Annotated in this window: 28 protein-coding genes; 8 read left to right on the top strand and 20 right to left on the bottom strand. The window is 76.0% G+C overall.

Features of this window, described 5'->3' with window-relative positions:
* Nucleotides 1–106 precede the first annotated feature (106 nt).
* Together ACFPBZ_RS24460 and ACFPBZ_RS24465 are read left to right on the top strand one after the other, a co-directional pair.
* Nucleotides 107–1,417: a hypothetical protein gene (locus tag ACFPBZ_RS24460; protein WP_378038726.1), complete on the top strand. Its 1,311-nt coding sequence runs from the start codon at nt 107–109 to the stop codon at nt 1,415–1,417.
* A gap of 88 nt (nt 1,418–1,505) precedes the next feature.
* A complete protein-coding gene (locus ACFPBZ_RS24465; protein WP_378038727.1) occupies nt 1,506–2,381 on the top strand; it encodes a 1,4-dihydroxy-2-naphthoate polyprenyltransferase in 876 nt (291 codons plus the stop codon).
* Here ACFPBZ_RS24465 and ACFPBZ_RS24470 read toward each other — a convergent pair.
* Complete coding sequence (locus tag ACFPBZ_RS24470) at nt 2,378–2,734, bottom strand: DUF4229 domain-containing protein (protein WP_378038728.1); 357 nt, start codon at nt 2,732–2,734, stop codon at nt 2,378–2,380. The two genes, ACFPBZ_RS24465 and ACFPBZ_RS24470, sit on opposite strands and share 4 nt — an antisense overlap.
* A gap of 213 nt (nt 2,735–2,947) precedes the next feature.
* Between ACFPBZ_RS24470 and ACFPBZ_RS24475 the strand changes: the two genes are divergently transcribed.
* The 5 genes from ACFPBZ_RS24475 to ACFPBZ_RS24495 all read left to right on the top strand — a co-directional run bounded on the left by ACFPBZ_RS24475 (nt 2,948) and on the right by ACFPBZ_RS24495 (nt 5,815).
* Nucleotides 2,948–3,151, top strand: a complete 204-nt coding sequence (locus ACFPBZ_RS24475) for a BldC family transcriptional regulator (protein WP_378038729.1) — start codon at nt 2,948–2,950, stop codon at nt 3,149–3,151.
* A gap of 216 nt (nt 3,152–3,367) precedes the next feature.
* Nucleotides 3,368–3,616 (top strand): hypothetical protein, encoded by a 249-nt coding sequence (locus ACFPBZ_RS24480; protein ID WP_378038730.1) that lies wholly within the window; start codon nt 3,368–3,370, stop codon nt 3,614–3,616.
* Nucleotides 3,617–3,711: 95 nt separating this feature from the next.
* A complete protein-coding gene (locus ACFPBZ_RS24485) occupies nt 3,712–4,656 on the top strand; it encodes a TIGR04222 domain-containing membrane protein (protein ID WP_378038731.1) in 945 nt (314 codons plus the stop codon).
* Nucleotides 4,644–5,492: an MbnB/TglH/ChrH family RiPP precursor modification enzyme gene (locus tag ACFPBZ_RS24490; protein ID WP_378038755.1), complete on the top strand. Its 849-nt coding sequence runs from the start codon at nt 4,644–4,646 to the stop codon at nt 5,490–5,492. The genes ACFPBZ_RS24485 and ACFPBZ_RS24490 overlap by 13 nt, the downstream gene beginning before the upstream one ends.
* The gene (locus ACFPBZ_RS24495; RefSeq protein ID WP_378038732.1) at nt 5,489–5,815 is read left to right on the top strand and encodes an SCO6045 C-terminal-like domain-containing protein; all 327 of its coding nucleotides are present in this window, start codon (nt 5,489–5,491) and stop codon (nt 5,813–5,815) included. Before ACFPBZ_RS24490 ends, ACFPBZ_RS24495 begins: the two co-directional genes overlap by 4 nt.
* Nucleotides 5,816–5,818: 3 nt before the next feature.
* Here ACFPBZ_RS24495 and ACFPBZ_RS24500 read toward each other — a convergent pair whose 3' ends face one another.
* The 19 genes from ACFPBZ_RS24500 to ACFPBZ_RS24590 all read right to left on the bottom strand — a co-directional run bounded on the left by ACFPBZ_RS24500 (nt 5,819) and on the right by ACFPBZ_RS24590 (nt 23,324).
* On the bottom strand, nt 5,819–6,874 hold the full coding sequence (locus tag ACFPBZ_RS24500) for a MinD/ParA family ATP-binding protein (protein WP_378038733.1): 1,056 nt from the start codon (nt 6,872–6,874) through the stop codon (nt 5,819–5,821).
* A 111-nt stretch (nt 6,875–6,985) separates the two neighbouring features.
* The gene (gene ccsB / locus ACFPBZ_RS24505) at nt 6,986–7,972 is read right to left on the bottom strand and encodes a c-type cytochrome biogenesis protein CcsB (protein WP_378038734.1); all 987 of its coding nucleotides are present in this window, start codon (nt 7,970–7,972) and stop codon (nt 6,986–6,988) included.
* Nucleotides 7,972–9,621, bottom strand: a complete 1,650-nt coding sequence (gene resB, locus ACFPBZ_RS24510; RefSeq protein ID WP_378038735.1) for a cytochrome c biogenesis protein ResB — start codon at nt 9,619–9,621, stop codon at nt 7,972–7,974. The genes ccsB and resB overlap by 1 nt, the downstream gene beginning before the upstream one ends.
* Nucleotides 9,618–10,484 (bottom strand): cytochrome c biogenesis CcdA family protein, encoded by an 867-nt coding sequence (locus ACFPBZ_RS24515; protein ID WP_378038736.1) that lies wholly within the window; start codon nt 10,482–10,484, stop codon nt 9,618–9,620. Before ACFPBZ_RS24515 ends, resB begins: the two co-directional genes overlap by 4 nt.
* 77 nt (nt 10,485–10,561) lie before the next feature.
* The gene (locus ACFPBZ_RS24520) at nt 10,562–11,146 is read right to left on the bottom strand and encodes a TlpA family protein disulfide reductase (protein WP_378038737.1); all 585 of its coding nucleotides are present in this window, start codon (nt 11,144–11,146) and stop codon (nt 10,562–10,564) included.
* Nucleotides 11,143–11,772 carry a histidine phosphatase family protein gene (locus ACFPBZ_RS24525; protein WP_378038738.1) on the bottom strand — a complete coding sequence of 210 codons (630 nt, stop codon included), beginning with the start codon at nt 11,770–11,772 and terminating at the stop codon, nt 11,143–11,145. Before ACFPBZ_RS24525 ends, ACFPBZ_RS24520 begins: the two co-directional genes overlap by 4 nt.
* Nucleotides 11,769–13,028: a glutamate-1-semialdehyde 2,1-aminomutase gene (gene hemL / locus ACFPBZ_RS24530; protein WP_378038756.1), complete on the bottom strand. Its 1,260-nt coding sequence runs from the start codon at nt 13,026–13,028 to the stop codon at nt 11,769–11,771. The genes ACFPBZ_RS24525 and hemL overlap by 4 nt, the downstream gene beginning before the upstream one ends.
* A 168-nt stretch (nt 13,029–13,196) precedes the next feature.
* Nucleotides 13,197–13,433, bottom strand: coding sequence for a hypothetical protein (locus tag ACFPBZ_RS24535; RefSeq protein ID WP_378038739.1), 237 nt, complete (start codon nt 13,431–13,433; stop codon nt 13,197–13,199).
* Complete coding sequence (locus ACFPBZ_RS24540; RefSeq protein ID WP_378038740.1) at nt 13,430–13,891, bottom strand: hypothetical protein; 462 nt, start codon at nt 13,889–13,891, stop codon at nt 13,430–13,432. The genes ACFPBZ_RS24535 and ACFPBZ_RS24540 overlap by 4 nt, the downstream gene beginning before the upstream one ends.
* Nucleotides 13,888–14,313, bottom strand: coding sequence for a hypothetical protein (locus ACFPBZ_RS24545; protein WP_378038741.1), 426 nt, complete (start codon nt 14,311–14,313; stop codon nt 13,888–13,890). Before ACFPBZ_RS24545 ends, ACFPBZ_RS24540 begins: the two co-directional genes overlap by 4 nt.
* Nucleotides 14,310–15,284: a porphobilinogen synthase gene (hemB, locus tag ACFPBZ_RS24550; RefSeq protein ID WP_378038742.1), complete on the bottom strand. Its 975-nt coding sequence runs from the start codon at nt 15,282–15,284 to the stop codon at nt 14,310–14,312. The genes ACFPBZ_RS24545 and hemB overlap by 4 nt, the downstream gene beginning before the upstream one ends.
* Before the next feature lie 2 nt (nt 15,285–15,286).
* On the bottom strand, nt 15,287–16,909 hold the full coding sequence (locus tag ACFPBZ_RS24555; RefSeq protein WP_378038743.1) for a bifunctional uroporphyrinogen-III C-methyltransferase/uroporphyrinogen-III synthase: 1,623 nt from the start codon (nt 16,907–16,909) through the stop codon (nt 15,287–15,289).
* Between the two features lie 53 nt (nt 16,910–16,962).
* Nucleotides 16,963–17,916, bottom strand: coding sequence for a hydroxymethylbilane synthase (gene hemC / locus ACFPBZ_RS24560; protein ID WP_465251520.1), 954 nt, complete (start codon nt 17,914–17,916; stop codon nt 16,963–16,965).
* A 14-nt stretch (nt 17,917–17,930) separates the two neighbouring features.
* Nucleotides 17,931–19,328: a glutamyl-tRNA reductase gene (locus ACFPBZ_RS24565; protein ID WP_378038744.1), complete on the bottom strand. Its 1,398-nt coding sequence runs from the start codon at nt 19,326–19,328 to the stop codon at nt 17,931–17,933.
* Nucleotides 19,325–19,969, bottom strand: a complete 645-nt coding sequence (locus ACFPBZ_RS24570; protein WP_378038745.1) for a redox-sensing transcriptional repressor Rex — start codon at nt 19,967–19,969, stop codon at nt 19,325–19,327. The genes ACFPBZ_RS24565 and ACFPBZ_RS24570 overlap by 4 nt, the downstream gene beginning before the upstream one ends.
* Nucleotides 19,970–20,133: 164 nt before the next feature.
* The gene (locus ACFPBZ_RS24575) at nt 20,134–21,699 is read right to left on the bottom strand and encodes a molybdopterin-dependent oxidoreductase (RefSeq protein WP_378038746.1); all 1,566 of its coding nucleotides are present in this window, start codon (nt 21,697–21,699) and stop codon (nt 20,134–20,136) included.
* A gap of 103 nt (nt 21,700–21,802) precedes the next feature.
* The gene (locus tag ACFPBZ_RS24580; RefSeq protein ID WP_378038747.1) at nt 21,803–22,459 is read right to left on the bottom strand and encodes a hypothetical protein; all 657 of its coding nucleotides are present in this window, start codon (nt 22,457–22,459) and stop codon (nt 21,803–21,805) included.
* Nucleotides 22,456–23,046: a hypothetical protein gene (locus tag ACFPBZ_RS24585; RefSeq protein ID WP_378038748.1), complete on the bottom strand. Its 591-nt coding sequence runs from the start codon at nt 23,044–23,046 to the stop codon at nt 22,456–22,458. Before ACFPBZ_RS24585 ends, ACFPBZ_RS24580 begins: the two co-directional genes overlap by 4 nt.
* Nucleotides 23,043–23,324, bottom strand: a complete 282-nt coding sequence (locus tag ACFPBZ_RS24590) for a glutaredoxin family protein (RefSeq protein ID WP_378038749.1) — start codon at nt 23,322–23,324, stop codon at nt 23,043–23,045. Before ACFPBZ_RS24590 ends, ACFPBZ_RS24585 begins: the two co-directional genes overlap by 4 nt.
* Nucleotides 23,325–24,131: 807 nt before the next feature.
* Between ACFPBZ_RS24590 and ACFPBZ_RS24595 the strand changes: the two genes are divergently transcribed.
* A complete protein-coding gene (locus ACFPBZ_RS24595) occupies nt 24,132–24,734 on the top strand; it encodes a sigma-70 family RNA polymerase sigma factor (protein ID WP_378038758.1) in 603 nt (200 codons plus the stop codon).
* Nucleotides 24,735–24,950 lie beyond the last annotated feature (216 nt).

Consider the following 24,950-nt stretch of genomic DNA (forward strand, 5'->3'; position numbering starts at 1 on the left):
GCGGGCTCCCGGCCGGACGGAGGCCACCGGATCGGTGTCCCCCGGGCGCGTGAGGCCCGGGCGCGCCCTGCCGGGCCCCGGCCCGCGGGCACGCTTCGGTGCTCCCATGGGCAGGTCTCGGTGGGAACCCGGCACGGCGGCACCACCCCGGCGACGGGTGCTGGTGCCGGCGCTGTTCGGCGCGGCGGTGCTGCTGCTCGCGACCGGCATCGCGGCCCTCGGCGCCCCGCCGCCGACGCCGGGGGTCGTCTCCCCCGGCACCGACGCGCAGACGTGGCGCCCGGTGCTCGCCGGCGACGCGGTGCGGGTGCAGGTCGCCGAGGGCCGGGCCCGGCTCGCGACCCCCCGCGAGGCGGAGGCCCCGGGATCGTCCCCCGTCGCTCCGCTCGCCCCGTCCAGCCCGCGCGGCGCCCAGCGCCAGGGCTTCCTCGACCTCGGCACCCACACGTTCGCCCGGCCGGTGAACCGGCTCGACGTCCCGGTGGTGGCCGACCTCCCGCGCGGCACCGCGGTGGCCGCCGACGTCCGCGGGCGCGACGACGCCGGGCGCTGGTCGGAGTGGACGCCCGCCGCCCCCGGCGCCCCCGCGGTGCTCGACGCCCCCGCGCGCACCGTCGCGCTGCGCCTGCTGCTCACCTCGCCGGGGGCGGGCTCCCCCACGGTGCGCTCGGTCGTCGTGCACGCCGACCGGGACGCGTCGGTCAGCCGTGCGCTCGCCCCCCGGGCCTCCTACCGGGTCTTCGCCACCCGCGAGGGGCTCGTGGGCGGCACCACCGCGAACGGCCACGTCATCACCGAGGACGACCACTTCGTCGCCCTGCCCTCGCGCCGCGCGCTCGACGGCGAGGGGAAGGGCGACTACAGCGTCCGGGTCTGCGCGGAGTCGGGCCGCTGCGCGACGGTGCCCGTATGGGACGTCGGGCCCTGGAACACCGACGACGACTACTGGGCGCCGGCCCGCGGGACGTGGGAGGACCTGCCCCAGGGCGTCCCCCAGGCCCAGGCCGCGTACTCCGACGGCTACCACGACGGCGAGGACGGCTTCGGCCGCCCGGTGAAGAACCCGGCCGGGATCGACCTGGCCGACGGCGTGTTCTCCGCGCTCGGGCTGGGCGACAACGGCTGGGTGACCGTCGACTACCTCTGGACGGGCCGCGCCGGCGAGAACCCCGCCGACGTGCACCTCGCCACCGCCGAGAGCCCCGACGCGCCCGTGACCGTGCGCGCCGCGCCCTCGGCCGGCGCGGCCGACCGCGGCGTCGTCGGGAACGGCGCCGTGCTCGACGTGCAGTGCCGGGCCACCGGCGAGGCCGTCGACGGCAGCCGCGGGACGAGCACCGAGTGGCTGCGCCTGGCCCCGGAGGCCTACGTCCCGGCCGCCTGGCTCGCCACGACGAACCCCCCGCCGCTTTGTTGAGGTCCGGCTCCGCTCCGCTGCGTGTCCCGCCGTTGAGGTCCGGCTCCGCTCCGCTCCGCGTCCCGCCCGCTGACTAGGCTCGTCGCCCATGGCCACCGTGGCGCAATGGGTCGAGGGCGCGCGTCCCCGCACGCTGCCGAACGCGATCGCCCCCGTCGTCGCCGGGACCGGGGCGGCGGCGAGCGTCGCCGACTTCCGCCCCCTGCCCGCGCTCCTCGCCCTGGTGGTGTCCCTGGCGATGGTCATCGGGGTCAACTTCGCCAACGACTACTCCGACGGCATCCGCGGCACCGACGACGAGCGCGTCGGGCCGATGCGCCTCGTCGGCTCGCGCGCGGCGTCCCCCGGGGCGGTCCGGACGGCGGCCCTCGGCACGCTCGCCGTCGGGGCGCTCGCGGGTCTGGCGCTCCTGGCCGTGAGCGGGGCCTGGTGGCTCCTGCTCGTCGGGGCGGTGTGCCTGGCCGGGGCCTGGTTCTACACGGGCGGCTCGTCGCCCTACGGCTACCGCGGGCTCGGCGAGGTCGCGGTGTTCCTGTTCTTCGGCCCGGTGGCGGTGCTGGGCACCGAGTACACGCAGTCGGGCCGCGCGAGCGGGGTCGGGATCGGGGCGTCCGTCGGCGTCGGGCTGCTCTCCTGCGCCGTCCTCGTCGCGAACAACCTGCGCGACGTCCCCACCGACACGGTCTCGGGTAAACGGACCTTGGCCGTCCTGCTCGGCGAGCGGGACACGAGGGTGATGTATGCCGCACTCGTGGTGGTCCCGCTGGGCATGAGCCTCGTCCTGAGCCTGCGCGCGCCGTGGGCGCTGCTCGGTCTGCTGGCCCTCGTCCTCATCGTCCCGGCCCTGCGCCGGGTGCTCGGCGGGGCGCGCGGCCCGGCGCTGATCCCGGTGCTGCGCGACACCGGTCTGGCCCTGCTCGTGTGGGCCGTCGGGACCGGGATCGGGCTCGCGCTGGTGTCCTAGGCCGCCGGGTCGGTCCCGGTGCCGCGGAGCTCGGCGCGGAGCTTCTCGCGCTGCGCCCGGCGCCCCGCCGTGGCGGCGTCGATCTCCGCGTTCAGGCGGGTCCGCAACGCCCTGAACAGGAACAACGAGAGCGGCAGCGCCACCACGAGCGCAATGATCAGGGCGAGCAGCAACGGCAGCCCGACGAGCACGAGGACCCCGGCGACCACGGCGACGAGCACCAGCCGCGCCCCGACGTAGAGGGCGACGGCGACGGCGACGGACCCGGCCGTGCCCCTCGCGCCGGTACCGGCGCTGCCGGTGTCGTCGGTGCTCCCCGGGGTCCCGGGCTGCTGCGATCCTGCGGTCTCCACGGGGTCCAGGGTAGGCGTCGGCCACCGGAAGGACCGGCGAGGCGGAACGTCCGATTCCTGCCTTTGTGAACCTTTTACCTCCACACTAGCGTTCGAGTACGTGGGGGCTCCGGTGTCACGATTCGCTCCAGTTCGTCTGCTCCGCCCGCGGCCGACCCGGCCACGGGCGACAGAACCTGGGAAGTCGGGCCCACGGGCCCGTGGAGGTGCAGCATGACCATCGCACCCGAGGCGACCGAGCGTCTGATGACTCCCGGCGAGGTGGCCGCGATGTTCCGCGTCGACCCGAAGACGGTCACGCGGTGGGCCGCGGCCGGCCGGATCGGTTCCATCCGCACGCCCGGCGGGCACCGCCGGTTCCGCGAGACGGAGGTCCGCACCCTCCTCGACGGCCTCACCAGTGAGGCGCACGGCTGAGCGGACACCGCACCGGCTCGACCAGGACCCGGGCGTCGGGGGAGACCCTCCGGCCCCGGGTCCTCGTGCGTCCGGAGCACCCGCTTCCGCGGTCCGGCCGCTCGGCGTCACCCGCCGTCCACCGGGCGGACCTTCGCCGCTTCACGCCCGGACACCGCCGGTCCCGGGTAGCGTTGACCTCCGGGGCCGGTTCGGCCGCCGGAGGAGGTGCGTGACGTGGTGCTGTTCGTCGTCGCCGTGATGGTGCTGGTCGCGGTCGGCGTCCTGCTCTGGAAGGCCGTGTCCGCCCAGGCCCTCGCCACGGGGCCCGGCAGCGCCGACGAGGAGACCCCCACGGGTCCGACGCGCGCTCCCGGCTCCGCCCGTCGCGGGCGCACGATCGCGCCCGACGACGACCCCGAGTTCCTGCGCAGCCTCGACGAGCAGGTCCGCCGCGGCCGCGAGGACCCGCCCGCCCCGTCCTGATCCGTCCGCCCCTTGTCAGGGCGAGGTGACTTCCGGCATCGTTCACGCAGAGTGACGACGAGCTGGAGTCGTCCCCTGATGAGACGAGCGACGGTATGGCACCGACCTGGGGCATCCCCGGCCCGCTGTTCCTGCTGCTGTGGTTCCCGCTGGTCGTCGTGACCGCGCTGCTGCCCCGCCTGGCCCTGGTCACGGCGCGCTGGGGCCCCCGCGAGGCCCCCGACCCCACCCTCACGCCGCAACAGCTCGGCGCCCTGGTCGCGGGCGGCGACCGCGTGGCCGCCGCGAGCGTCGCCGGGCTCCTCGAGCGGGGCCGGCTGCGGATGGACGGCAGCCGGCGGCTCGCCACGGTGGTGGGGCCCGTCCGCCCGGAGGACGACCCCGGGCTCACGGACGTCGACGTCGAGATCCTGAACCGGGCGCACTCCCCCCGGACGGCCGGGTGGCTCGTCGCCGGGGTCCGGTCGAGCGCGGTGGTGACCGAGATCGACGAGCAGCTCGTGGCCCGCGGGCTCCTGCGCGACCCGGCGGCGATGCGGGCCCGCGCGCGGTGGGCCCTGCTGCCCTTCGGCCTCGTCGTCGTCCTCGGCCTCGCCCGGCTCGGTGCCGGCATGGGCCGGTCGGCGTCGGTCGGTTTCCTCATCCCGCTCCTCGTGGTGGCCGCGTTCGTGGCCGTCGCCACCTATCCCCGTGCGCGGGCGCTGCGGGTGGTGACCCCGCGGGGCCGGGCGACGCTCGCGGCGGCCCGGTCGCACGCCTGGCGGGCCCGGTCGGCGGACCCGGCGTTCGCCGGAGCGATGCTGGGCGGGGCGGCGCTGCTGGTCGCGATCGGCGGGTTCGCCGCCTTCCCCGACCCCGAGCTGGCGGGCCTGCTCACGCCGGCCCTCGTCGGCGGCGGGGGCGGGGGCTCCGACGGCGGTTCGTGGTCCGACGGCGGGTCCTCGTGCAGCTCGTCGTCGTGCAGCTCGTCGTCGTGCAGCTCGTCGTCCTCGTGCAGCAGCGGCAGCAGCTGCGGTGGCGGCGGCGGGTGCGGCGGGTGAGCGGACCGACGGGGGTCGGCCTCGGCTGGCGCGCGGAGATCGACCGCACCGTCGAGGCCCTGGTGGGCCGGGGCGCCGCGGACTTCGTCGAGGTGGTGGCCGAGGACGTCCACGCCGCGGCGCCGCCCGCCTCGCTCGAGCGGCTGCGCGCCCGGGGCGTCACCGTCGTGCCGCACGCGGTCTCGCTGTCGCTCGGGGGCGCCGAGGAGCTCCGGACCGACCGGGTCGACCACCTCGCCGCCGTCGCCGCCGCGCTGGACGCACCGCTGGTCAGCGACCACGTGTGCTTCGTCCGCGCCGGCGGCCTGGAGTCGGGCCACCTCCTGCCCGTGCCGCGGACCCGCGACGCCCTCGACGTGCTCGTCGCGAACGTCCGGGCCGCCCAGGACCGGCTGCCGGTGCCGCTCGCGCTGGAGAACATCGCAGCCCTGCTCGAGTGGCCCGACGCCGAGATGGGCGAGGGCGCGTTCCTGGCCGAGCTGTGCGGGCGGACCGGGGTCGGCCTCGTGCTCGACGTCGCGAACCTCCACGCCTGCGCGGTCAACCTCGGGCAGGACCCCGCCCGGGTGCTCGACGACCTCCCGCTCGAGCAGGTCGCCTACGTGCACGCCGCGGGCGGCGTCACGGGGCCCGACGGGCTCTACCACGACACCCACGCCCACTCGCTCGGCGAACCGGTGCTGGCGCTGCTGGCCGACCTGCTCGACCGGTGCTCGGCGCTCGGCCGGACGCCCGCCGTGCTCCTGGAGCGCGACGACCGCTACCCCTCCGACGACGAGCTGGCCGGCGAGCTCGCGCTGCTGCGCCGGGCCCACCGCTCCCGGGTCGCGCCGTGACGGCCCGGGAACGGCTGGCCGACCGGCAGGCGGAGCTCCTCGCCGCCCTGGTGGCGGGCGCCCCCGTGCCGCCGGGCTTCGACGGGGCCCGGGTCTCCGCGGAGGCACGCACGCTGCGGGCCAAGCGCCGCCGGGTGCTCGGCCGCATCGTCACCGGGTTCCTCGACGACGAGGGGCGGACGGCCCCGGCCGACCTCGACGACCGGCTCGACCGCTGGGTCGACCGGCCGCGGCGGACGGGCACGGGCTTCCACGACGACGCCCGGGCCTTCGTCGCGTCGCTGCCCGCACCGTCGCGCCGGTGGTGGCGCCGGACCCGGTAGCGGTCAGCGCGGGCCGATCCGGTCGCGGGCACCGACCCGGGGGAAGTCGTCGGCGACGAGCGCGGCGAGCTCCAGCATCGCCGTGCGGGTGCGCGGCGCGAGCCGCTCCAGGTGGATCTGGGCGCCCTCGTCGAGGTGCGGGTCGAACGGCAGCCGGGCCACCGCGCGGCAGCGGCCGGCGAAGTGCTCAGCGACCCGGTCGAGGTCGACCCCGCCCGACGAGCGCCGCACGTAGTTGATGACCGCCACCGACCGCTTCACCAGGTCGCCGTACCCGTGGGCGTCGAGCCAGTCGAGCGTGGCGGACGCGCTGAGCGCGCCGTCGATGGAGGACGACGACACCACCACCAGCGAGTCGGCCACGTCGAGGACCCCGCGCATCGCGGAGTGCATCAGTCCGGTCCCGCAGTCGGTCAGCACGATGTTGTAGAAGTGCTCGAGCAGGTCGACCGTGCGCCGGTAGTCGAGCTCGCTGAAGGCCTCCGACACGGCCGGGTCCTGGTCGCTCGCCAGCACCTCGAGGCGGGATGGCCCCTGCGAGGTGTACGCCCGGACGTCGGAGTAGCGGCGCACGAGCGCGGCGTCGCGCAGGAGGTGCCGCACGGTGGCCGTCGTCTCCACCGGGACCTTCTCGGCGAGCGTGCCGCGGTCGGGGTTCGCGTCGACCGCGACCACCCGGTCTCCGCGCAAGGAGGCGAACGTCGAGCCGAGCGACGCGGTCGTCGTGGTCTTGCCGACGCCGCCCTTGAGGCTCAGCATCGCGATCTTGTAGCACCCGGCGAGGGGCTGGTTGACCCGGCCGACCAGGGTGCGCCGGGCGAGGTCGGCCTCGCTCTCCCCCGGGTTGACCATGCCCCCGCTCGCCACCCACACCGCGCGTCGCCACCCGGTCTGCGGCACGGGCCGCGAGGGACGCAGGAGCTGCGCGGAAGACAGGTCGGTGGGGCCCGACGTCGACACCCGCTCGAGCGCGGTGGAGGGGGCCGCCGCCGGCTGCTCGACCCTGCCGGTCGCCGGCTCGTCCCTGCTCTCCGCGGACCCGTCCTGCCGGGATTCCATCCGTCGTCCCCTCCGTGGTCACCGGGCGGCGGAGCGGCTGATCACCGCCACCGTCGCCGCGACCGTAACCGCCGCGGAGGATCCGGACATCCCGATCGGACGGGCCCGGCCTCAGCCGACGCCGGCGTAGGAGTGCAGGCCCGTGACCACGAGGTTGACGAAGAACAGGTTGAACACCATCACCGCGAGGCCCACGACGTTGACGACGGCCGCCTTCCGGCCGCGCCACCCCGCCGTGGACCGGGCGTGCAGGTAGCCCGCGTAGACGACCCACGCGATGAACGCGGTGGTCTCCTTGGGGTCCCAGCCCCAGTAGCGGCCCCAGGCGGCCTCGGCCCAGATGGCGCCGCAGATCACGGCGAACGTCCAGATCGGGAAGGCCACGGCGGTCGCGCGGTAGGCGACGCGGTCGAGCACGTGGGCCGCCGGCAGCCGCGTCGTCCAGGCCATGCGGCCCGACGAGTCGTGGGACGCCCGCAGCAGGTAGAGCACGCTCGCGACGCCGGCGAAGAGCAGGATCCCCGAGGAGATCACGGCGGCCGACACGTGGATCACGAGCCAGTAGGAGCGCAGCGCCGGGACCACCGGGGCGGTCTGGGTGTAGAGCACCGTCCCGCCGAGGAACATCAGCAGGATCACCGGCAGGAGCACGAACACCCCGAGGCGGCGCAGCTCCGGGCGGCGGAAGAGCACCACGAGCCACGCGCCGACGCCGACGAGGCAGACGGCGGCGGTGAACTCGTACATGTTGCCCCACGGCGGCCGCCCGGCGGCCACTCCGCGGACGACGAGCATCGCCAGGTGCAGGGCGAAGCCGAGCACGGTGAGCGAGACGCCCATGCGCCCGAAGCGCTCGGAGAGCGGGCGGCGGGCCGGGGCCTCCGGGCGGTCGGTGACGTCGGTCGTCGTCGGGCCCGTGCCGGTGCCGCCCGACGAGGCGCCCACGGCGGCCGGGACCGGGGCCTCGATCTCCTCGGGGGCGGCGCGGCGCAGCAGGCCGTGCTCCATCGCGTGCAGCAGCATCGCGAGGATGTAGATCGCGAGCGCCGAGTAGTACAGCACGTCGCCGAAGTCGCCGAGGGGGGCGTCGACGCCCATCAGGAACCTCCTTCCCGGGATCGCGGATCGGGCGCGAGCAGGTCGTCGCGCAGTCGCTCGAACTCCTCGCCGTAACCGGCCTGGTCGGTGCGAGCGAGTCCACCGATCTCCACGACAGTACGACCGTCCGTCGTAGACGGCGAGGCGGGGCCGGTGGTGCCGTCCGCCACCCGGGCCCGCACCCAGAACCGACGCCGCTTCACCGTCAGCGACAGCGTGATCCCGACGAGCAGCGCCACGGCGGCGGCGAGCACCGCCTCCTGTGCCGGGTCGTGCGAGACCTGCAGGTTCACCCACTCCTTGACGGAGTCGAAGCGCACCTGCGTGCCGTCGTCGAGCGTGATCGTGCGGCCCGGCGTCATGTTCTCGCGGGCCACGCGGACCAGCCGGCCCTGGTCGACCATGGCCTGGTCGATGCCGAAGATCGACTGCCCCTTGCCGGAGTCGAGGCCGAGGTCACCGCGGTAGACGTCGGCGGCCACCTCGGGGTTCGTCAGGGCGGGGTAGGTCGAGGTCACGAGGCCGCCGCCGCTCGAGGTCGGCGCGAACAGGCCGGTGATCGCGATCTGGGTGCGGCGGCGCTGCGAGTCGTCGGTGACGCCGGGACGGTCGAACTTCGTGGCGCCCTGGGAGAGGAACGTCGTCTGGTCGACCGGCTCCCACTGGGTGGACAGCGTCCGCTGCTCGCCCCCGGGGAAGGTGACCGTGAACTGCGGGGCGTAGCCGTGCCCGAGCAGGTAGACCCGCTCGCCGTCGAAGCGCAGGGGGTCGTTGACCGTGACGGTGGTGGGCACCGGCGGGGTCCCGTCGGCCAGCGCGGCGGCGTCGGAGTACCGGACGTCGGCGGCGAAGGAGTCGGCGGCGCCGTCGGGGCGGTACTGCGCGTTGAACCGGTCGACGTCGAGGCAGAACGGCTCGAGGTTCGTGCCGTCGACGCGCAGGCCCGGGCGGAAGGTGTCGTAGGCCAGGATCCCGGAGTTGCAGAACTCCGAGCCGTCGGCCATGACGATGACGTTGCCCTCGTAGCCGAAGAGCTTCCCCACGGCGATCCCGACGAGCAGCGCCAGCAGGCTCATGTGGAAGACGACGTTGCCGACCTCGCGCAGCGCGCCCTTCTCCGCCGAGAGGGTCGCGACCCCGCCGGGCTCGGTCCGGACGTCGACCTTCCAGCCGCGCAGCCGCTTCCTCGCCGCCGCGACGACCTCGTCGGGGGTCCGGTCGTCGGTCCCGGTGGCGTGGTGGGGCAGGCGGCCGAGGTTGCGGGGGACGGCGACGGTGGCGGCGCGCAGGCCCGTCAGCTGCTCCCAGGTCCGCGGCGCCAGGCAGCCGACGAGGGAGATGAACAGCAGCAGGTACACCGCGGAGAACCACGGGGTGGAGAAGACGTCGAACAGCCCGATGCCGTCGAGCAGCGGGGCGAGCGTGGGGTGCGTGGTGAAGTAGTCGCGCACCGCCTGCGGGCTCGGGCCGCGCTGGGGCAGGAACGCCCCGGGCAGTGCGGCGAGCGCCAGCAGGAACAGCAGGATCAGCGCGGTGCGCATGCTGGTCAGTCCGCGCCAGGTGTTGCGCGCGAGCGCGAGCAGGTCGCGGCCGGGCGAGGCGCCGGACGGCGGCTCGGGGGTCTCGGGCTTGTCGAGGGTGCGGGTCACAGCGGCGTCGAGAATCCGGAGACGGGGCCGCGGAGGGCGATGACGATCTCGGCCCAGAGGCCGGTCGCGAGGGCCAGGCCGACCACGACGAGGAGCACCCCGCCCGCGATCTGGATGCCGCGCACGTGGGTCCGCAGCCAGGCCTGGGCGCGGACCGCGCGGCCCGCCCCGAGGGCGATCAGGACGAACGGCAGCCCCAGGCCCAGGCAGTAGGCGAGCACGAGGATCCCGCCGCGCAGCGCGCCGTTGCCGCCGCCGGTCCCGGAGGCCAGCGCGATCACCCCGGCGAGGGTCGGGCCGAGGCACGGCGTCCAGCCGAGCCCGAAGGTGGCACCCAGCAGCGGCGCCCCGGCCAGGCCCATGCGGGGCACCCAGTGCGGGCGGGTGTCGCGCTGCAGGGCCGGCACCAGCCCGACGAACACCAGGCCCATCGCCACCGTGACCACCCCGCCGAGGCGCTGGAGCAGGAGCTCGTTGGTGACCAGGGCGTCGGCCGCCCAGACGATCGCGCCGAGCCCGAGCACGAAGACCACGGTGAAGCCCGCGACGAACAGCCCCGCGGCCCCGGCGAGGCGGACGCGGTGGCGGGACGCCGGGCGGGTGAGGGTCTGCGTCTGTGTCCGTGTCTGGGTCGGCGCGGACGACGACCCGGTGGCGGCGCTCCGCCGCTGGGCGTCCTGCTCCGCGACCTCGTCGGCGGTGACCGCGGGGGCGGTGGCCCCGACGAGCCCGGCCAGGTAGGCGAGGTAGCCCGGGACCAGCGGCACGACGCACGGCGAGGCGAAGCTGACGAGGCCCGCCACCAGCGAGAGCGCGATCGCGAGCAGCACGGGACCCGAGGTCACCAGCTGGGTCAGATCCATGTGCTCTCCATGTCGCGTCCCAGCGTAGGACGGTGGCGTCCGGCCTGCGTGAGGGCGGTCCTACGTCATGTCGTAGGTCACCCGGCCGACGGCGCGGGCTCCGCGGCGATGCGGTCGACCACCGGCTGCAGGTCCTCCGCGAGCACCGCCGTCAGGAACACCGCGGCCACCCGGTGCTGCCGGTCCAGGACGATCGTCGAGGGCACGGCGTTGCGCGGGTAGCCCCGCAGCGCGAGCAGCGACCGCCCGGGCGGGTCGAAGATCGAGGGGTAGCTGACGCCGCGGTCGCGGACGAAGTCGGACGCCGCGTCGCGGTCGTCGCGCACGTCGACCCCGAGCAGCTGCACCCCGCGCGGGGCCGACGCCTCCGCCACCTGCTCCAGCGCGTCCGCCTCGCCGCGGCACGGCCCGCACCACGAGCCCCAGATGTTCACGACGACCACCCGCCCCGCGAACTGCCGGCTGGAGAGCTCCTGGCCGGGCTGGAGCAGGGAGTCGCCGGCCACCGCGGCGAGCGGGCGGCGCTCGGCCTCCGGGTAGCTGATCCGCGTCTGGCCGCCCGGGGCGACGAAGGTGAAGCCACCGTCGTCCCGGGACTCCCCCGAACAGCCCGCCACCAGCGCCAGGGCGGCGACGAGGACCGCCAGCAGCGTCCGTCTCATGCGCCGGTGCCGGTCCCGACCGGGGACCCGCCGGGCTCGGTGTAGCCGATGTCGACCAGGGACTCGTCGTCGAAGGTCAGCGTGGTGACCGACCCGAGCGCGCACTGGCGACGGGCCGGGTTGTGCCAGAGCCGGTCGCCGGCGAGGAACCGACGCAGCGTCCAGATCGGCAGCTGGTGCGAGACGCAGACCGCCTCGTGGCCCTCCGCCGCCGCGCGGGCCCGCTGGGCGGCGCCGAGCATGCGGTGCGCGATCTCCAGGTAGGGCTCGCCCCACGACGGCCGGAACGGATTGCGCAGCAGCGGCCAGTACTCCGGCCTGCGGAGCGCCCCGTCGCCCACCGACACGTGCTGGCCCTCGAAGGCGTTGGCCGCCTCGATCAGCCGGTCGTCGGTGACGATCTCGAGGCCGAGCTTCTCCGCGATCGGCGCCGCGGTCTCCTGCGCCCGCTGCATGGGCGAGACGAGCAGCGTGGTGACGTCGGCGCCGGCGAGGTGCTCGGCCACCCGGAGGGCCTGCTCGCGCCCGATCTCGGAGAGGCCGTAGCCGGGCAGGCGGCCGTAGAGGATGCCCTCGGGGTTGTGGACCTCGCCGTGGCGGACGAGGTGGACCAGCGTGCGGGTCATGCCGCCGGGTCCGTCGCGGCCGCCGCGGCGCGCGCCGCGTGGGGGAGCGCCGCGGCGAGGACGTCGAACGCCTCGTCGTCGAGCGCCGCGGAGATGAAGCAGGCCTCGAACACGCTGGGCGGGAAGTACACGCCGTGGTCGAGCAGGGCGTGGAAGAACGGCGGGAACCGCCAGGTCTGCGCGGCCTGCATCTCGGCGTAGTTCCGGCCCCGGTCGGGCGCGAAGCGGACCGAGACGAGCGACCCGGCGCGCTGCATCGCGTGCTCGACGCCCGCCTCGGTGAGCGCGTCGTCGATCAGGGCGTGCAGCCGGTCGGCGCCCGCGTCGAGCGCGGTGTAGACGTCCTCGGTCGCGTGGCGCAGCGTCGTCAGGCCGGCGGCCACCGCGACGGGGTTCCCGGCGAGCGTGCCCGCCTGGTAGACGGGCCCGGCGGGGGCGAGGTGGCCCATGACGTCGGCGCGGCCGCCGAAGGCCGCCGCCGGCAGACCGCCCGACATCACCTTGCCGAAGCAGTAGAGGTCGCCCGCGACACCCTCGAGGCCGTACCAGCCCGCGGGCGAGACCCGGAAGCCGGTCATGACCTCGTCCATGATCAGCAGCGCGCCGTGCGCCGTGCACAGCCGCTTGAGCCCGGCGTTGAAGCCGTCGTCCGGCGCGACCGCGCCCATGTTCCCGGCGGCCGCCTCGGTGATGACGCAGGCGATGTCCTGGCCGCGCTCGGCGAAGACGGCGGCGACGGCCTCGAGGTCGTTGTAGGGCAGGACGATCGTGTCGGCGGCCTGCGCGCCGGTGATGCCGGGGCTCGACGGGAGCCCGAAGGTGGCGACGCCGCTGCCCGCCTCGGCCAGCAGCGCGTCGACGTGGCCGTGGTAGCAGCCGGCGAACTTCACGACCGCGGTGCGGCCGGTGAACCCGCGGGCCAGCCGGACCGCGCTCATCGTGGCCTCGGTGCCGGAGTTCACCAGGCGCACCTGCTCCACCGGCTCCACGCGCCGGACGAGCTCCTCGGCGAGGTCGACCTCGCCCTCGGTGGGGGTGCCGAAGGACAGCCCGCGGGTCGCGGCCTCCCGCACCGCCTCGACGACGGCCGGGTGGGCGTGCCCGAGGATCATCGGGCCCCACGAGGAGACCAGGTCGACGTAGCGGTTCCCGTCGACGTCGGTCAGCCAGGCGCCGCGGGCGCTCGCCATGAAGCGGGGCGTGCCGCCGACCGAGCGGAACGCGCGGACGGGGGAGTTGACGCCGCCGGGCACGATCGCCTCGGCACGTGCGAAGAGCTCGGCCGAGCGGGCGACCGCCGTGTTGTCCGCCCCGGCTCCGCTGCGATTCGCGGGAGGGCCTGCCGTCGTGGGAGCGCTGGTCACGCCCCCATCCTCCCAGGACCGCGGGTGTGACCGCCGTGCGCGGGGCGCGGCCGGGGCCGATCAGCGGGGCCGGGCGGTGCGCACGCGGGCGACGACGTCGACCACGCAGAGCAGCGCCGCGGTCGCCAGGACCACCCCGGCCGCCACCCAGCCGCCCACCACGCGGGTCAGCGCCACCGGCGCCACCAGCAGCCCGCCCGTCGACGGCGAGGTGTCGAGGCCGAGCATCAGGGAGAAGGCGGCGCCCACGAGCAGGACCACCGCGACGAGGCCGGTCGCCACGGCCCGCGGGTTCACGACGAGGTCTCCCGGGCGGCCAGGAGCCGCGACAGCGCGGCGTAGAGGCCGTCGGCGTCGCGGGCCCAGGCCGCGCGCCGGGTGCCGTCGTCGAGGGTCACGACGACGACGCCGAGGTGGCGCAGCACCGCCGGGTGGCCGCCGAAGGGCTGCATGCCGAAGCGGCCGCTGCCGTCGGGCGGGCGGACCCCGACGAGGCGGGCGACCGGCACCGTCTCGTCGCCCTGCACCAGCTCGGTCGCGCTCAGCCGCACCCGCAGCAGGCGGCGGCGGACCACGACGATCAGCGTGATCGGCAGCAGGAGCACCACGCCGATGAGCACCCACGCCCACGGCGCCGCCCCGCCGGGGGCGAGCCGGTCGAGGAACAGGCCGCCCACGGCGACGGCCGGCCCCAGCAGCACGGGCCACCAGGGCGCGCCCGGCTCGGCGAAGAGCGGCTCGTCGGGGGAGGTCATCGGGCGAAGTACGCGCGGGCGGCCGGCAGGTGCAGCAGCAGCGCCCCCACGGCGAACGCGACGAAGTAGACCCCGCCGACGCCGAGGAACGTGAGCTGCACGAGGCCGGCGACGGCCAGGACGAGCCCCACCGCGGTGAGCGCCGAGCGGGCGGGCCGCGACCCGGCGCGCAGGCCGCGGGTGGCCCACAGCGTGCCCACCCCGAGGGCGGCGAGGACCAGCGCCGTGAGCAGGACGAGGCCCCCGGTCCCCTCGGTGCTCCCGACGACGAGGGCGACCAGGAAGAGCACGGCCGTGCCCACCAGGAGCACGCCCAGCACCGCCCAGAGCACCACCGCGACCGTCACCACGGTGGGGCGACCGGGCTCTCCGCGCGGCGGGGTCACCGCGCGCACGTCCTCGCCGGCGGACTCGGCGCTCATCGGAGGAGCTGGCTCGCCAGCTCGGTGGCCCAGTAGGTGAGCACGATGTCGGCGCCGGCGCGGCGGATGCCGGTGACCGTCTCGACGATCGTGCGCTCGCGGTCGATCCAGCCGCGCTCGGCCGCGGCCGAGATCATCGCGTACTCCCCCGACACCTGGTAGGCGGCGACCGGGACCTCGGAGAGCTCCGCGACCGAGCGGAGCACGTCGAGGTAGGCCATGGCCGGCTTGACCATCACCATGTCGGCGCCCTCGGCGAGGTCGAGCGACGTCTCGCGCAGCGCCTCGCGGGCGTTGGCCGGGTCCTGCTGGTAGGTGCGGCGGTCGCCGCGCAGCTGGGAGTCGACCGCCTCGCGGAACGGGCCGTAGAAGGCGCTGGCGTACTTCGCGGAGTAGGCGAGGATCGCGGTGTCGACGTGGCCGGCCGCGTCGAGCGCGGACCGGATCCGCCCCACCTGGCCGTCCATCATCCCGCTGGGAGCTACCACGTGGGCGCCGGCGTCGGCCTGGGCGACGGCCATCTCCGCGTAGACCTCGAGGGTCGCGTCGTTGTCGACGCCGCCGTCGGGGCCGAGCACCCCGCAGTGCCCGTGGTCGGTGAACTCGTCGAGGCACGTGTCGGCCATGACCGGCAGCGCGTCGCCGACCTCCGCGCGGACCTCGCGCAGGCCCACGTTGAGGATGCCGTCGGGGTCGACGGCGCCCGACCCGGTCGCGTCGTGCCGCGCCGGCACGCCGAACAGCATGATCCCGCCGAGCCCGGCGGCCGCCGCCTCGGCGGCCGCCTTGCGCAGCGACTCGACGGTGTGCTGGACGACGCCCGGCATCGAGCCGATCGGCCGCGGCGAGTCGAGACCCTCGGCGAGGAAGACCGGCAGGACGAGGTGCCGCGGCAGGACGTCGGTCTCGGACACCAGCCGGCGCAGGGCCGGCGTGGTCCGGAGCCGACGCGGGCGATCAGTCGGGAACATCGTCACCGCCGCCGGGCCTTCGTCTTGCGCGGGGGAGGCAGCGCGCCCTCGGCGCGGAGCTTGTCCGCGTGCGCGGCCAGGGCCTCCACCAGGGCGGGGACCTCGGCGACCTCGGGCCGGACGTCGACCCGCAGGCCGAACTCCACCGCGGTCTCGGCCGTCTTCGGGCCGATGCACGCGACGATGGTGCGCGCGTGCGGCTTCCCGGCGATCCCGACGAGGTTGCGGACCGTCGAGGACGAGGTGAAGCACACCGCGTCGAACCCGCCGGTCTTGATCGCCTCGCGGGTCGGCGCGGGCGGCGGCGCGGCCCGCACCGTGCGGTAGGCCGTGACGTCGTCGATCTCCCAGCCGCGCGACTGCAGGCCCTCGGCGAGGGTCTCGGTCGCGATGTCGGCGCGCGGGAGCAGCACCCGGTCGACCGGGTCGAGGATGTCGTCGTGCGGCGGGAAGATGTCGAGCAGGCCCTCGGAGGACTGCTCGGTCTGCGCGTCCGGCACCAGCTCGGGGTGCACGCCGAAGGCGCGGACCGTCTCGGCGGTGGCCGCACCGACGCAGGCGATCTTCACGCCGGAGAACGCGCGGGCGTCGAGGCCGAACTCCAGGAACTTCTCCCAGACGGCGCGCACCGCGTTCTGCGAGGTGAACACCACCCACTGGTAGCGCCCGTCGACGAGGCCCTTGACCGCGCGCTCCATCTGCGCGGGCGAGCGCGGCGGCTCCACCGCGATCGTCGGGACCTCCTCGGGCACCGCGCCGTGGACGCGCAGCCGGTCGCTCATGGCGCCCGCCTGGTCCTTCGTGCGCGGGACGAGGACCCGCCAGCCGTAGAGCGCGCGCGACTCCCACCAGGACAGCGCGGCGCGGTCGCCCGCGGCGTCGCCGATGGTGCAGGTCAGCGGGCCCTCGAGGTCGGCGCCGTCGACGGCGAGCTTCTCCAGGGTGGAGGTGACGGTCCGCTGCTTGGACTCGGTGCCCTGCGAGGTGAGCAGGGCGGGCGTCCCGGGCTTCCAGCCGTTCTCGACGAGCGACGCCGAGGTCGACGCGAGGTCGGTCACCGAGGCGGTGAGCACGAGCGGGCCGGGGGCCACGGCGAGCGTGGTCCAGTCGAGCCCGCCGCGGACGTCGACGGCGGTGTGCGACGAGCCCAGCGCGACGCCCGCGTAGGCGGGGACGGCGGTGCTGGCGGGCATGCCGGGGACGACGTCGAACGGGACCGCCGCGGCCGCGACGCCCTTGACCTCGACGATCACCGACTCGCGGGTCAGCGGGTCGCCGACCACCAGCCGCACCACGGACTCGCCGTCGCGGGCCTGGTCGACCAGGTGCCCGGCGAGGGCCGCGGGGTCCTCGGGCAGGGGGGCGGAGATCTCGGCGCCGTCGGCGAGGGACGGCTCGTCGGCCTCGCCCAGCGGCGACACCTCGGCCTCGCCGCCGACGTGGCGCAGGGCGGTGGTGGCGCGGTCGAGCAGCGCCACGACCTCGGCCGGCACGCCCGGATCCGCCACGACGTAGGTCGCGGAGCCCAGCGCCTCGCGGGCCCGCACGGTCAGCAGGCCCGGATCGCCGGGTCCGCTGCCGACGAAGGCGACCCGGCCGGCGGTCGTGGAGGGGGGTGCGGTCATGTCTCGTCTCGTCCCATCGTCATCTCTTCCTGCGACGGAGCTCGAGCCGCTTCTCAGGCGCTGGTGGCGCCGCGCGGCTCCGCTCCGTCGGCGAGCAGTTCGGCGGCCAGCGACCGCCCGAGCTGCTCGGCATCCTTCGTCTCTCCGGTGGCCGAGTTGCGCACCAGCGCCCCCTCGGCCGTCGTGGCGAACGCCCGCAGGGACAGCCTCTCCACGATGCGGCCGTCGTCGTCCAGATCCTCGACGACGTCGGCGAGTGCACCGATGGCTGCGTCGCACGGTGACCCGAGCTCGGCCAGCACCGCCCGTTCGGCCGTCACGGCCGCGGCGGTCGCCTCGTCGTGCAGGGTCGACCGCAGGAACGTCTCGAGGGCGGTGTCGGCCACGCGGCACTCCACCGCCAGCGCCCCCTGGGCGGGGGCGGGCAGCATCTGCACGGGGTCGAGCACCTCGGTGGCCTCGCCGGCCCTGCCGATCCGCAGCAGTCCCGCGCGCGCCAGGACGACGCCGTCGACCTCGCCGTCGGTGACCTTGCGGATGCGGGTCTCCACGTTGCCGCGGATCCCGACGACCTGCAGCCCCAGCCCCAGCGCGTCGATCTGCGCCGCCCGCCGCGGCGACCCGGTGCCGACCACGGAGCCGGGCGGGAGCTCGCCGAGGACCATGTGGTCGCGGGCGACCAGCACGTCGCGCGGGTCGGCCCGCTCCGGGACCGCGGCGAGCACGATCCCGGGCAGCGGCGCCGTCGGGAGGTCCTTGTAGGAGTGCACCGCGACGTCGATGCGCCCGTCGAGCAGCGCGTCGCGCAGCGCGGAGGTGAACACGCCGACGCCGGTGCCCGGGATCGGGGTGCCGGCCGCCTGCGTGCGGTCGCCGTCGGTGGTGATGTGGACGATCTCCACCTCGGCCCCGCGCGCGGTCAGCGCGTCGGCCACCAGCTGGGTCTGCGTGCGCGCGAGCAGGCTCGCCCGCGTGCCGATGCGGACGGTGCCCACCTCGGTGGTCACGGACTCGGGGGACGTCACCGGACGCCCCCGCTGCCGAACTGCGCGGCCAGGGCCTGGTCGACCTCGTCGGCCTCCAGGTGCGCCGACTCGGAGCCCGCGGCGAGCTCCGCCACGGGGCCGCTCGCGACCGCGGCCGGGGCCTGCGGGTCGAGCTCGAACAGCTCGCGCAGGGCCTCGGCGTAGGTGTCGCCGCCGGGCGACTGCGCGAGCCGCTTCACCTGGACGGTGGGGGTGTGCAGGAGCTTGTCGACCACGCGGCGCACGGTCTTCGCCACCTCGCCGCGCACGTCGGCCTCGAGGCCGGGAAGGCGCCCGTCGAGGCGCAGCAGCTCGGCGTCGACCACCTCGGCGGCGCGCCGGCGCAGGGCCGTGACGGTGGGCGTGACCTCCGCGGAGCGCTGCGCGGCCAGGTAGGTGCGCACCTCCTCGGTGACCAGCGCCCGGGTGGCCTCGACGGCCTGGCCGGCCGAGGCGTCGCGCAGGCGGGCCCCGAGCGTCGTCAGGTCGACCAGGGTGACCCCCGGCAGCAGTCCGACCTCGGGGTCGACGTCGCGCGGCAGGCCGAGGTCGCAGACCACCAGCGGCCGGACGGCGCCGGCCCGGCCGGCGCGCACGGTGTCGAGGTCGACGACGGAGCCGATGGCGCCGGTGCACACGACGACGACGTCGGCGCGGCCCAGCTCCCCGGCGAGGGCGTCGAGCCCGACGGCCCGGGCGGGGGTGCCCTCGGCCTCGGTGATCTCCGCGAGCCGCTCGGCGCGCTGCGGGGTGCGGTTCGCGAGGACGACCTCGCCGACCCCGCGGCGGCGCAGCGCGGCGGCGGCGAGCCCGCCCATCGCGCCGGTGCCGACGACGAGCGCCCGCCGCCCGGACAGGCCGCCGAGCGTGCGCTCCGCGTCGCCGAGGGCCTCGGTGACCACCGAGGCGCCCGCGGCGTCGATGCCGGTCTCGGTCTGGGCGCGCTTGCCGACCCGCAGCGCGTGCTGCGCGACCTCGTGCAGCACCGTGCCGACGGTGCCGAGCTCCCGCGCCGTCGAGTAGGCCGCGCGGAGCTGGCCGAGGATCTGCGCCTCGCCGACGACCATGGAGTCGAGCCCCGCGGCCACCGAGAACAGGTGCTGCACCGCCGAGCCCGCGTAGTGCACGTAGAGGTGGTCGGTCAGGTCCGACACGTCGGCCTGCGCGTGGCGGGCGATCACGCGGGAGACCTCCGTGAGGCCCCCGTGGAAGGTCTCGACCACGGCGTAGATCTCGATGCGGTTGCACGTGGACAGCACGACCGCCTCGGAGACGTGCTCCCCGCTGATCAGCTCGTCGAGGACCTTGGCGGTGTCCTCCGGCGATATCGTGACGCGCTCCAGCACCGACACCGGCGCCGTGCGGTGGGACACCCCCACCAGGAGCAGACTCATCCGAACACCTTCCCGGTCGCGTCGCTCGTCGCGGCGACCCCGTCGTGCCGGCGGGAGACGTGGAACGCGAGGATCTGCATCTCCACCGCCAGGTCGACCTTGCGCACCTCGACCCCCGCGGGGACCGACAGCACGGCGGGCGCGAAGTTCAGGATGCTCCGCACCCCCGCACCGACCAGCGCGTCACACACGTGCTGCGCCGCGGCCGCGGGGGTCGCGACCACACCGATCGTGACCCCCCGGTCGGCACAGATCTCGGGGATCCGAGCCACGTCGAGCACCTCCACCCCGGCGATCGTGGTCCCGACGAGGTCCGGGTCCACGTCGAAGAGCGCCGCGACCCCGAACCCGCGCTGGACGAAGCCGCCGTAGCCCGCGAGCGCATGTCCCAGGTTGCCCACTCCCACCAGCGCCACGGCGTGCGAGCGGGTGAGCCCCAGCACGGTCTCGACCTGCTGGGTGAGCCGCGGGACGTCGTAGCCGACCCCCCGCACCCCGGACGAGCCGATGTGGGAGAGGTCCTTGCGCAGCTTCGCGGCGTTGACCCCCGCGGCGGCCGCGAGCACGTCGGACGAGACCGTGCGGACGCCCTCGGCGAGCATCTCGGTGAGGACCCGGAGGTAGACGGCCAGACGGGCCACGGTGGCGGGCGGCACTCGATCCGCGGCAGGGCGCGACACGCCCCCGTCCACCGTCACGCCGGGAGCCTCCCTGCCGGAACACCACTGTTGTCGAGCTTCACCCGAGCGTACCGCTCGTGAACGCACGCACAAATTCGCTGCTCACGGGCGCGCCGCGGCGACGGTCACACGGCCGTGACCAAGACAGTGTGCCAGCCGGTCGCCCCGTCGGGGATGGACAGGGCCTCCTGCGAGGTCTGGACGTAGCCGGACCGGTCGACCGCTCGCACCTGCAGCCGGTGGGACCCCGGCGCGAGGGTGAGCGGCAGCCGCCACATGCGCCACGAGTCGACCGTCGGCTCGGCGGCGAGCTCCGCGCGCTGCCACGGCCCGCCGTCGGTGCTGACCTCCACCGCGTCGATGCCGGTGTGCTGGGCCCAGGCCACGCCGGCCGCCACGGTCCGCCCGGCCGGCACGGTCGCCGCGTCGCGCGGGACGTCGATGCGCGACTGCGTCTTCACCGGCCCGAACCTGCCCCACCCCCGCTGCTCCCAGTAGGAGGTGAAGCCGTCGAAGGTGGTGACCTCGATGTCGGTGATCCACTTGCAGGCCGAGACGTAGCCGTAGAGCCCGGGGACCACCATCCGCACCGGGAACCCGTGCTCCACCGGCAGCGGCGCCCCGTCGAGCCCGATGGCGAGCATCGCGTCGCGGCCGTCGGTGAGCGGGCCGAGCGGGGTGTTGCAGTTCCACCCGTCGGAGGACGTGCTCGCGATCTGCTCCGCGCCCGGGCGCACCCCGGCCAGCGCCAGCACGTCGCGCACCGGCACACCCAGCCACTGGCCGTTGGAGATCAGCGTGCCGCCGACCTCGTTCGACACGCAGGTCAGCGTCACGGGCGCCTCGATCAGCCGCATCGACCGCAGCTGGTCGAACGACAGCGTCACCTCGCGGTCGACCATCCCGTGGATCCGCAGCGACCACGACGCCGTGGAGAGGCGCGGCACCGACAGCGCGGTGTCGATCCGGTAGAAGTCGGCCGCCGGGGTGAGCCAGGTCGGGGTGCCGTCGGCCACGAAGTCCGCCCCGACGGGCGGCGGCGCGGGCGGGGTCGCGGGCGGCGGCAGGGCCACGCTGCCCGGCGAGGTGCCGCTCGAGGCGACCGCGCGCCCGGCGACCCCGGCCGCGACCGCGCCGAGGGCGGTGAGCACCGCAGCCGTGAGGAACCGCCGGCGATGGGTGGGCGAGGGGGCGCCGGGCGCCGCCGCGCGGCCGTCCGCGAGGGCGAGCCCGTGCAGGAGCGGCCACACCCCGATCCCGACGAGGATCGCGGCCGTCGGGGCGGCGAGGTCGAGCAGGCCGAACGTCGGCGACGTCACCGTGGCGACGAGGGCGAGCAGACCCATCGCGACGACGAGGACGAGCCCGGGACGCTCGTCGCGGCCCGACGCCAGCCCGGCCACCACGGTGATCGCCAGGATGACGACGCTCATCCCGACGAGCAGCGCCACCTTGTCGTAGACGCCGAACCACGCGATCGCGGTCTCCTTGAGCCATTCCGGGGTGAGCCGGATGGCGGCCTGTCCCACCGCGAGGAACGGCGACGACGCCGGGGACACCAGCGCCGCGACCAGCTCCCCGATCCCCAGGGCCGACCCGACCGCCAGGACGGCGGCGAGGGCCGTCCGGGGGCGGGGAGCCTGCGGGGCCGGCGCCGACGCCGGCGGCGGGCTCACGGTGGGGGTGGCCATGGGTGCTCCTCGGTCGGACGGACTGCGCGCCTGGTTCGGTTGCCCCCTACCGAACGGTTCATGCGGACGGCGCACACCCCTCCGCCGTGCGGCGGCGCAGCGGCTAGAGGGTGAGCGCGTCGAGCCCGAGCGGGGCGCCGGCGGCGGTCGGCGTCGCGCCGGTGGGGCGGCCGAGGAGGAAGGCGGCGGTGGCGCCGTGCATCGCGGCGACCGGGGCGAGGGTGGCGGCCAGGGTGGCGGCACCCGCGTCGGTGAACTCCCCCGCGCGGGCGAGGACGGTGCCGCCCGTCATGGCCTCCACGTCGACGGCGAGGGCGAGGAGGTCGGTGGGGGCGGCCGCGCGGCCGAGGACCGCGCGCCGGTCGGTCTCGACGGCCAGCGGCGAGCCGGTGACGGCCGGGAGGCCCGCCGCGGTCAGCAGGGTGTTCCACGCGGCGGCGTGCTCGGTGTGCTGGGCGCCCGCCCCGGCGAGGAACGCGGTCACGACCCCGGGCACCTGCCCCAGCCGGCCCTCGCCCGCCGCGACCACCGCGCCGGAGTAGAGGCTGGCGGCGAGCGCCGACACCGCGGCGCAGAGCGCGACCCCGCGCTGGTCCCCCGCGTAGACGGGGCGGGCGCCCGTGGTGGTGGGCGGCGCGGTGGTGGTCGGCCCGGGCGCCGGCGCGGCGGGCGGCGCGGCGTCGGAGCACGCCCCGAGGACACCGAGCCCCAGGAGCCCGGCCGCGGAGCCCAGCAGCACGCGTCGTCGGGACGGGGTCATCGGGCACCCTCCTCGGGCGGGGAGGCCTTCGCGGTGGGGAAGCGGGTGTCGGGGAAGCCGACCGTGCCGACGCCGCCGGGCAGCGAGGCCAGGTCGGGCGGCGCGACCACCAGGTCGGCGCGGCCCGACGAGAGCAGGGTGTTGACCAGCAGCAGGCTCGCCTTGCGGGCCGCGGCGGCCGCACCGAGGCGCACCGCGGTCGCCCGCAGCGCGGGGGTGGAGAGCGCGGCGCCGTCGGCCACGAGGGTCTGGGCGAGCGAGTCCTCGAGGGTGAGCGCGAGCCCCACCACGTCGGCCGGCGTGCGCACCGTGGGCAGGGCCTGGTCGACGAGACCGGCGTACGCGGGGTCGGGCTCGGTCTGCGCCCGGCCGCCCGCACCGGTCGTGGCGGCCGCGAGGGCCGAGCGCGCGTCGCCGAGCTGGGTGATCGCCGCCGCGAGGAGGTCGCGGACCACGCCGACCGCGAGGGCGCCCCCGCCGGCGGGCAGCGCCTGCAGCGAGCGGTAGGTCGACTGCGCGAGCACCACCAGCGAGGTCGCGGTGCGCAGCGCGTCGACGTCGCCGCCGACCGCCTGGGTGCGGCTCACGCGAGCGCCCGGCGCAGCTCGTCGGGCTCGACGCGCCACGACGCGAGCTCCTCGCCGTCGACGAGCAGCACGGGGACCCGGTCGCCGTACTCGCCGCGCAGCTCCGGGTCGTCGTCCACGGACACGCTGGCGTACTCCTCCCCGGCCTCGGCGCAGATCGCCTCGACCACGAGCACCATCCGGTCGCACGTCCGGCAGTCCGGCCGGACCAGCACCGTCACCCGGACGGGGTCGGACGGCGTGCCGGTCCCCTCCGCCACCCCGGTCCCGTTCTGCACGACGGCGAGTCTGGCAGAGCCTCCCGACGACCGCCGACGGCGTGGTCGGGACCTCTCACCGCAGGTCACGGGCCCCTCGACGAGCCCCGGCCCGGTGGGTGGTGAACCGGTGACGAGGGCCTCGGCGCCGCACGTATGCTCCGTTCCCAACGTGGTCACGGCCCGGTCTCGGCCGGACGGACCACCGCCGGAAGCGAGTGGTCGTCCAGCGAGGGAGAACGCCTTGTCCGCTGTCGTCGGCGCCGGCGCGCCGACCGGGTCCGCCCCGGCCGCGCCCTCCGCCAGCGATGGTCGAGCACCGCTGTCCCCCGGCGGAGTGCGGTGACGGCCCGCGACGGTGGCACCCCGCCCGACCGCGGCCCCGGCCGGCGCCTGCGGGTCGGCCGCGCCGGTTCCGTGACCGACACGCCGCCCCAGCCGCTCGACGGCCGCTCCCCGGAGCAGCCCGTCGCGGTGGGACAGGACTGGCCGCAGCGCCCGCCCGAGCAGGGCTACACCGCCTACCCCGAGCAGCGCGGTCGCGAGGCCGTGCGCGGCCCCGGCGGCCACCCGATGGACCACCCGTCGCACCCCGGCCTGTCGCGGGTCACCGGCCACCCCGCCCCGCCCTCCGGGCCTCCTCCCGTCGCGCCCGCCGGCCCCGGCGCCCTCGGTCCGCCCCGGCCCGGACAGCAGCCTCCCCGGCCGCCCGTCGCGCCCGCGGCCGCTCCGACCGCGCCCGTACCGGCGGTGCCGGTGGCCGCCCCCGCGACGACGCCGCTCCCGGCGCCCGACCCCGCGGCCGTCGACGTCCCGCCCGTCGTCGAGGTGGACCCGGCCGACCTGGCCGACGCCGGCCTCGAGGAGGCCGACGAGTCCGTCGCCGACGGGTGGGCGCTGGTCCGGGCCACCCAGGGCGGCGACGTCGACGCGTTCGGCACGCTGTTCGACCGCTACCACGACGTGGTGTTCCGCTTCGTCTTCTACCGGCTCGGCGACCGCGGCGTGGCCGAGGACCTGACGCAGGAGACGTTCGTCCGGGCCTTCCGGCGGATCTCGTCGGTGAGCTACCAGGGCCGCGACATCGGCGCGTGGTTCGTGACGATCGCGCGCAACCTCGTGCTCGACCACGTGAAGTCCAGCCGCTACCGCCTCGAGCAGGCCACCCCGGAGATCACCGACGTGGCCCCCGATCGGGGCAGCCCGGGCCCGGAGAGCGAGGTGATCGCGGGCGCCACCCACGAGGAGCTGCTGCGCTGCGTCGCCAAGCTCGGCGAGGACCAGCAGGAGTGCATCACCCTGAGGTTCCTCCAGGGACTCTCCGTGTCCGAGACCGCGCACATCATGGGCCGGAACGAGGGGGCGGTGAAGGCCCTGCAGCACCGGGCGGTGCGTCGCCTCGCTCAACTGCTGCCCGAGGGTTTGCGGTGAGTCACAACGTTGTGATTCCACTCGACGGCGTGGACCTCGTAACCGCTCGCCCGTCCGGTCGTTCGATTAGACGACGGATACGGCGCGTGCCGGAGCGCACGGGTGCACGATGAGGACGGACGACATGTCGAGCGGTCGCGACGAGGCAGACGAGCGGTTCGCCGCTGCCTGGGACGAGCGGATGCGCGGACGTGTTGTCGGCCGTCCGGCGCAGCA

The organism is Actinomycetospora atypica (genome assembly GCF_042653685.1).
Lineage (GTDB): Bacteria > Actinomycetota > Actinomycetes > Mycobacteriales > Pseudonocardiaceae > Actinomycetospora > Actinomycetospora atypica.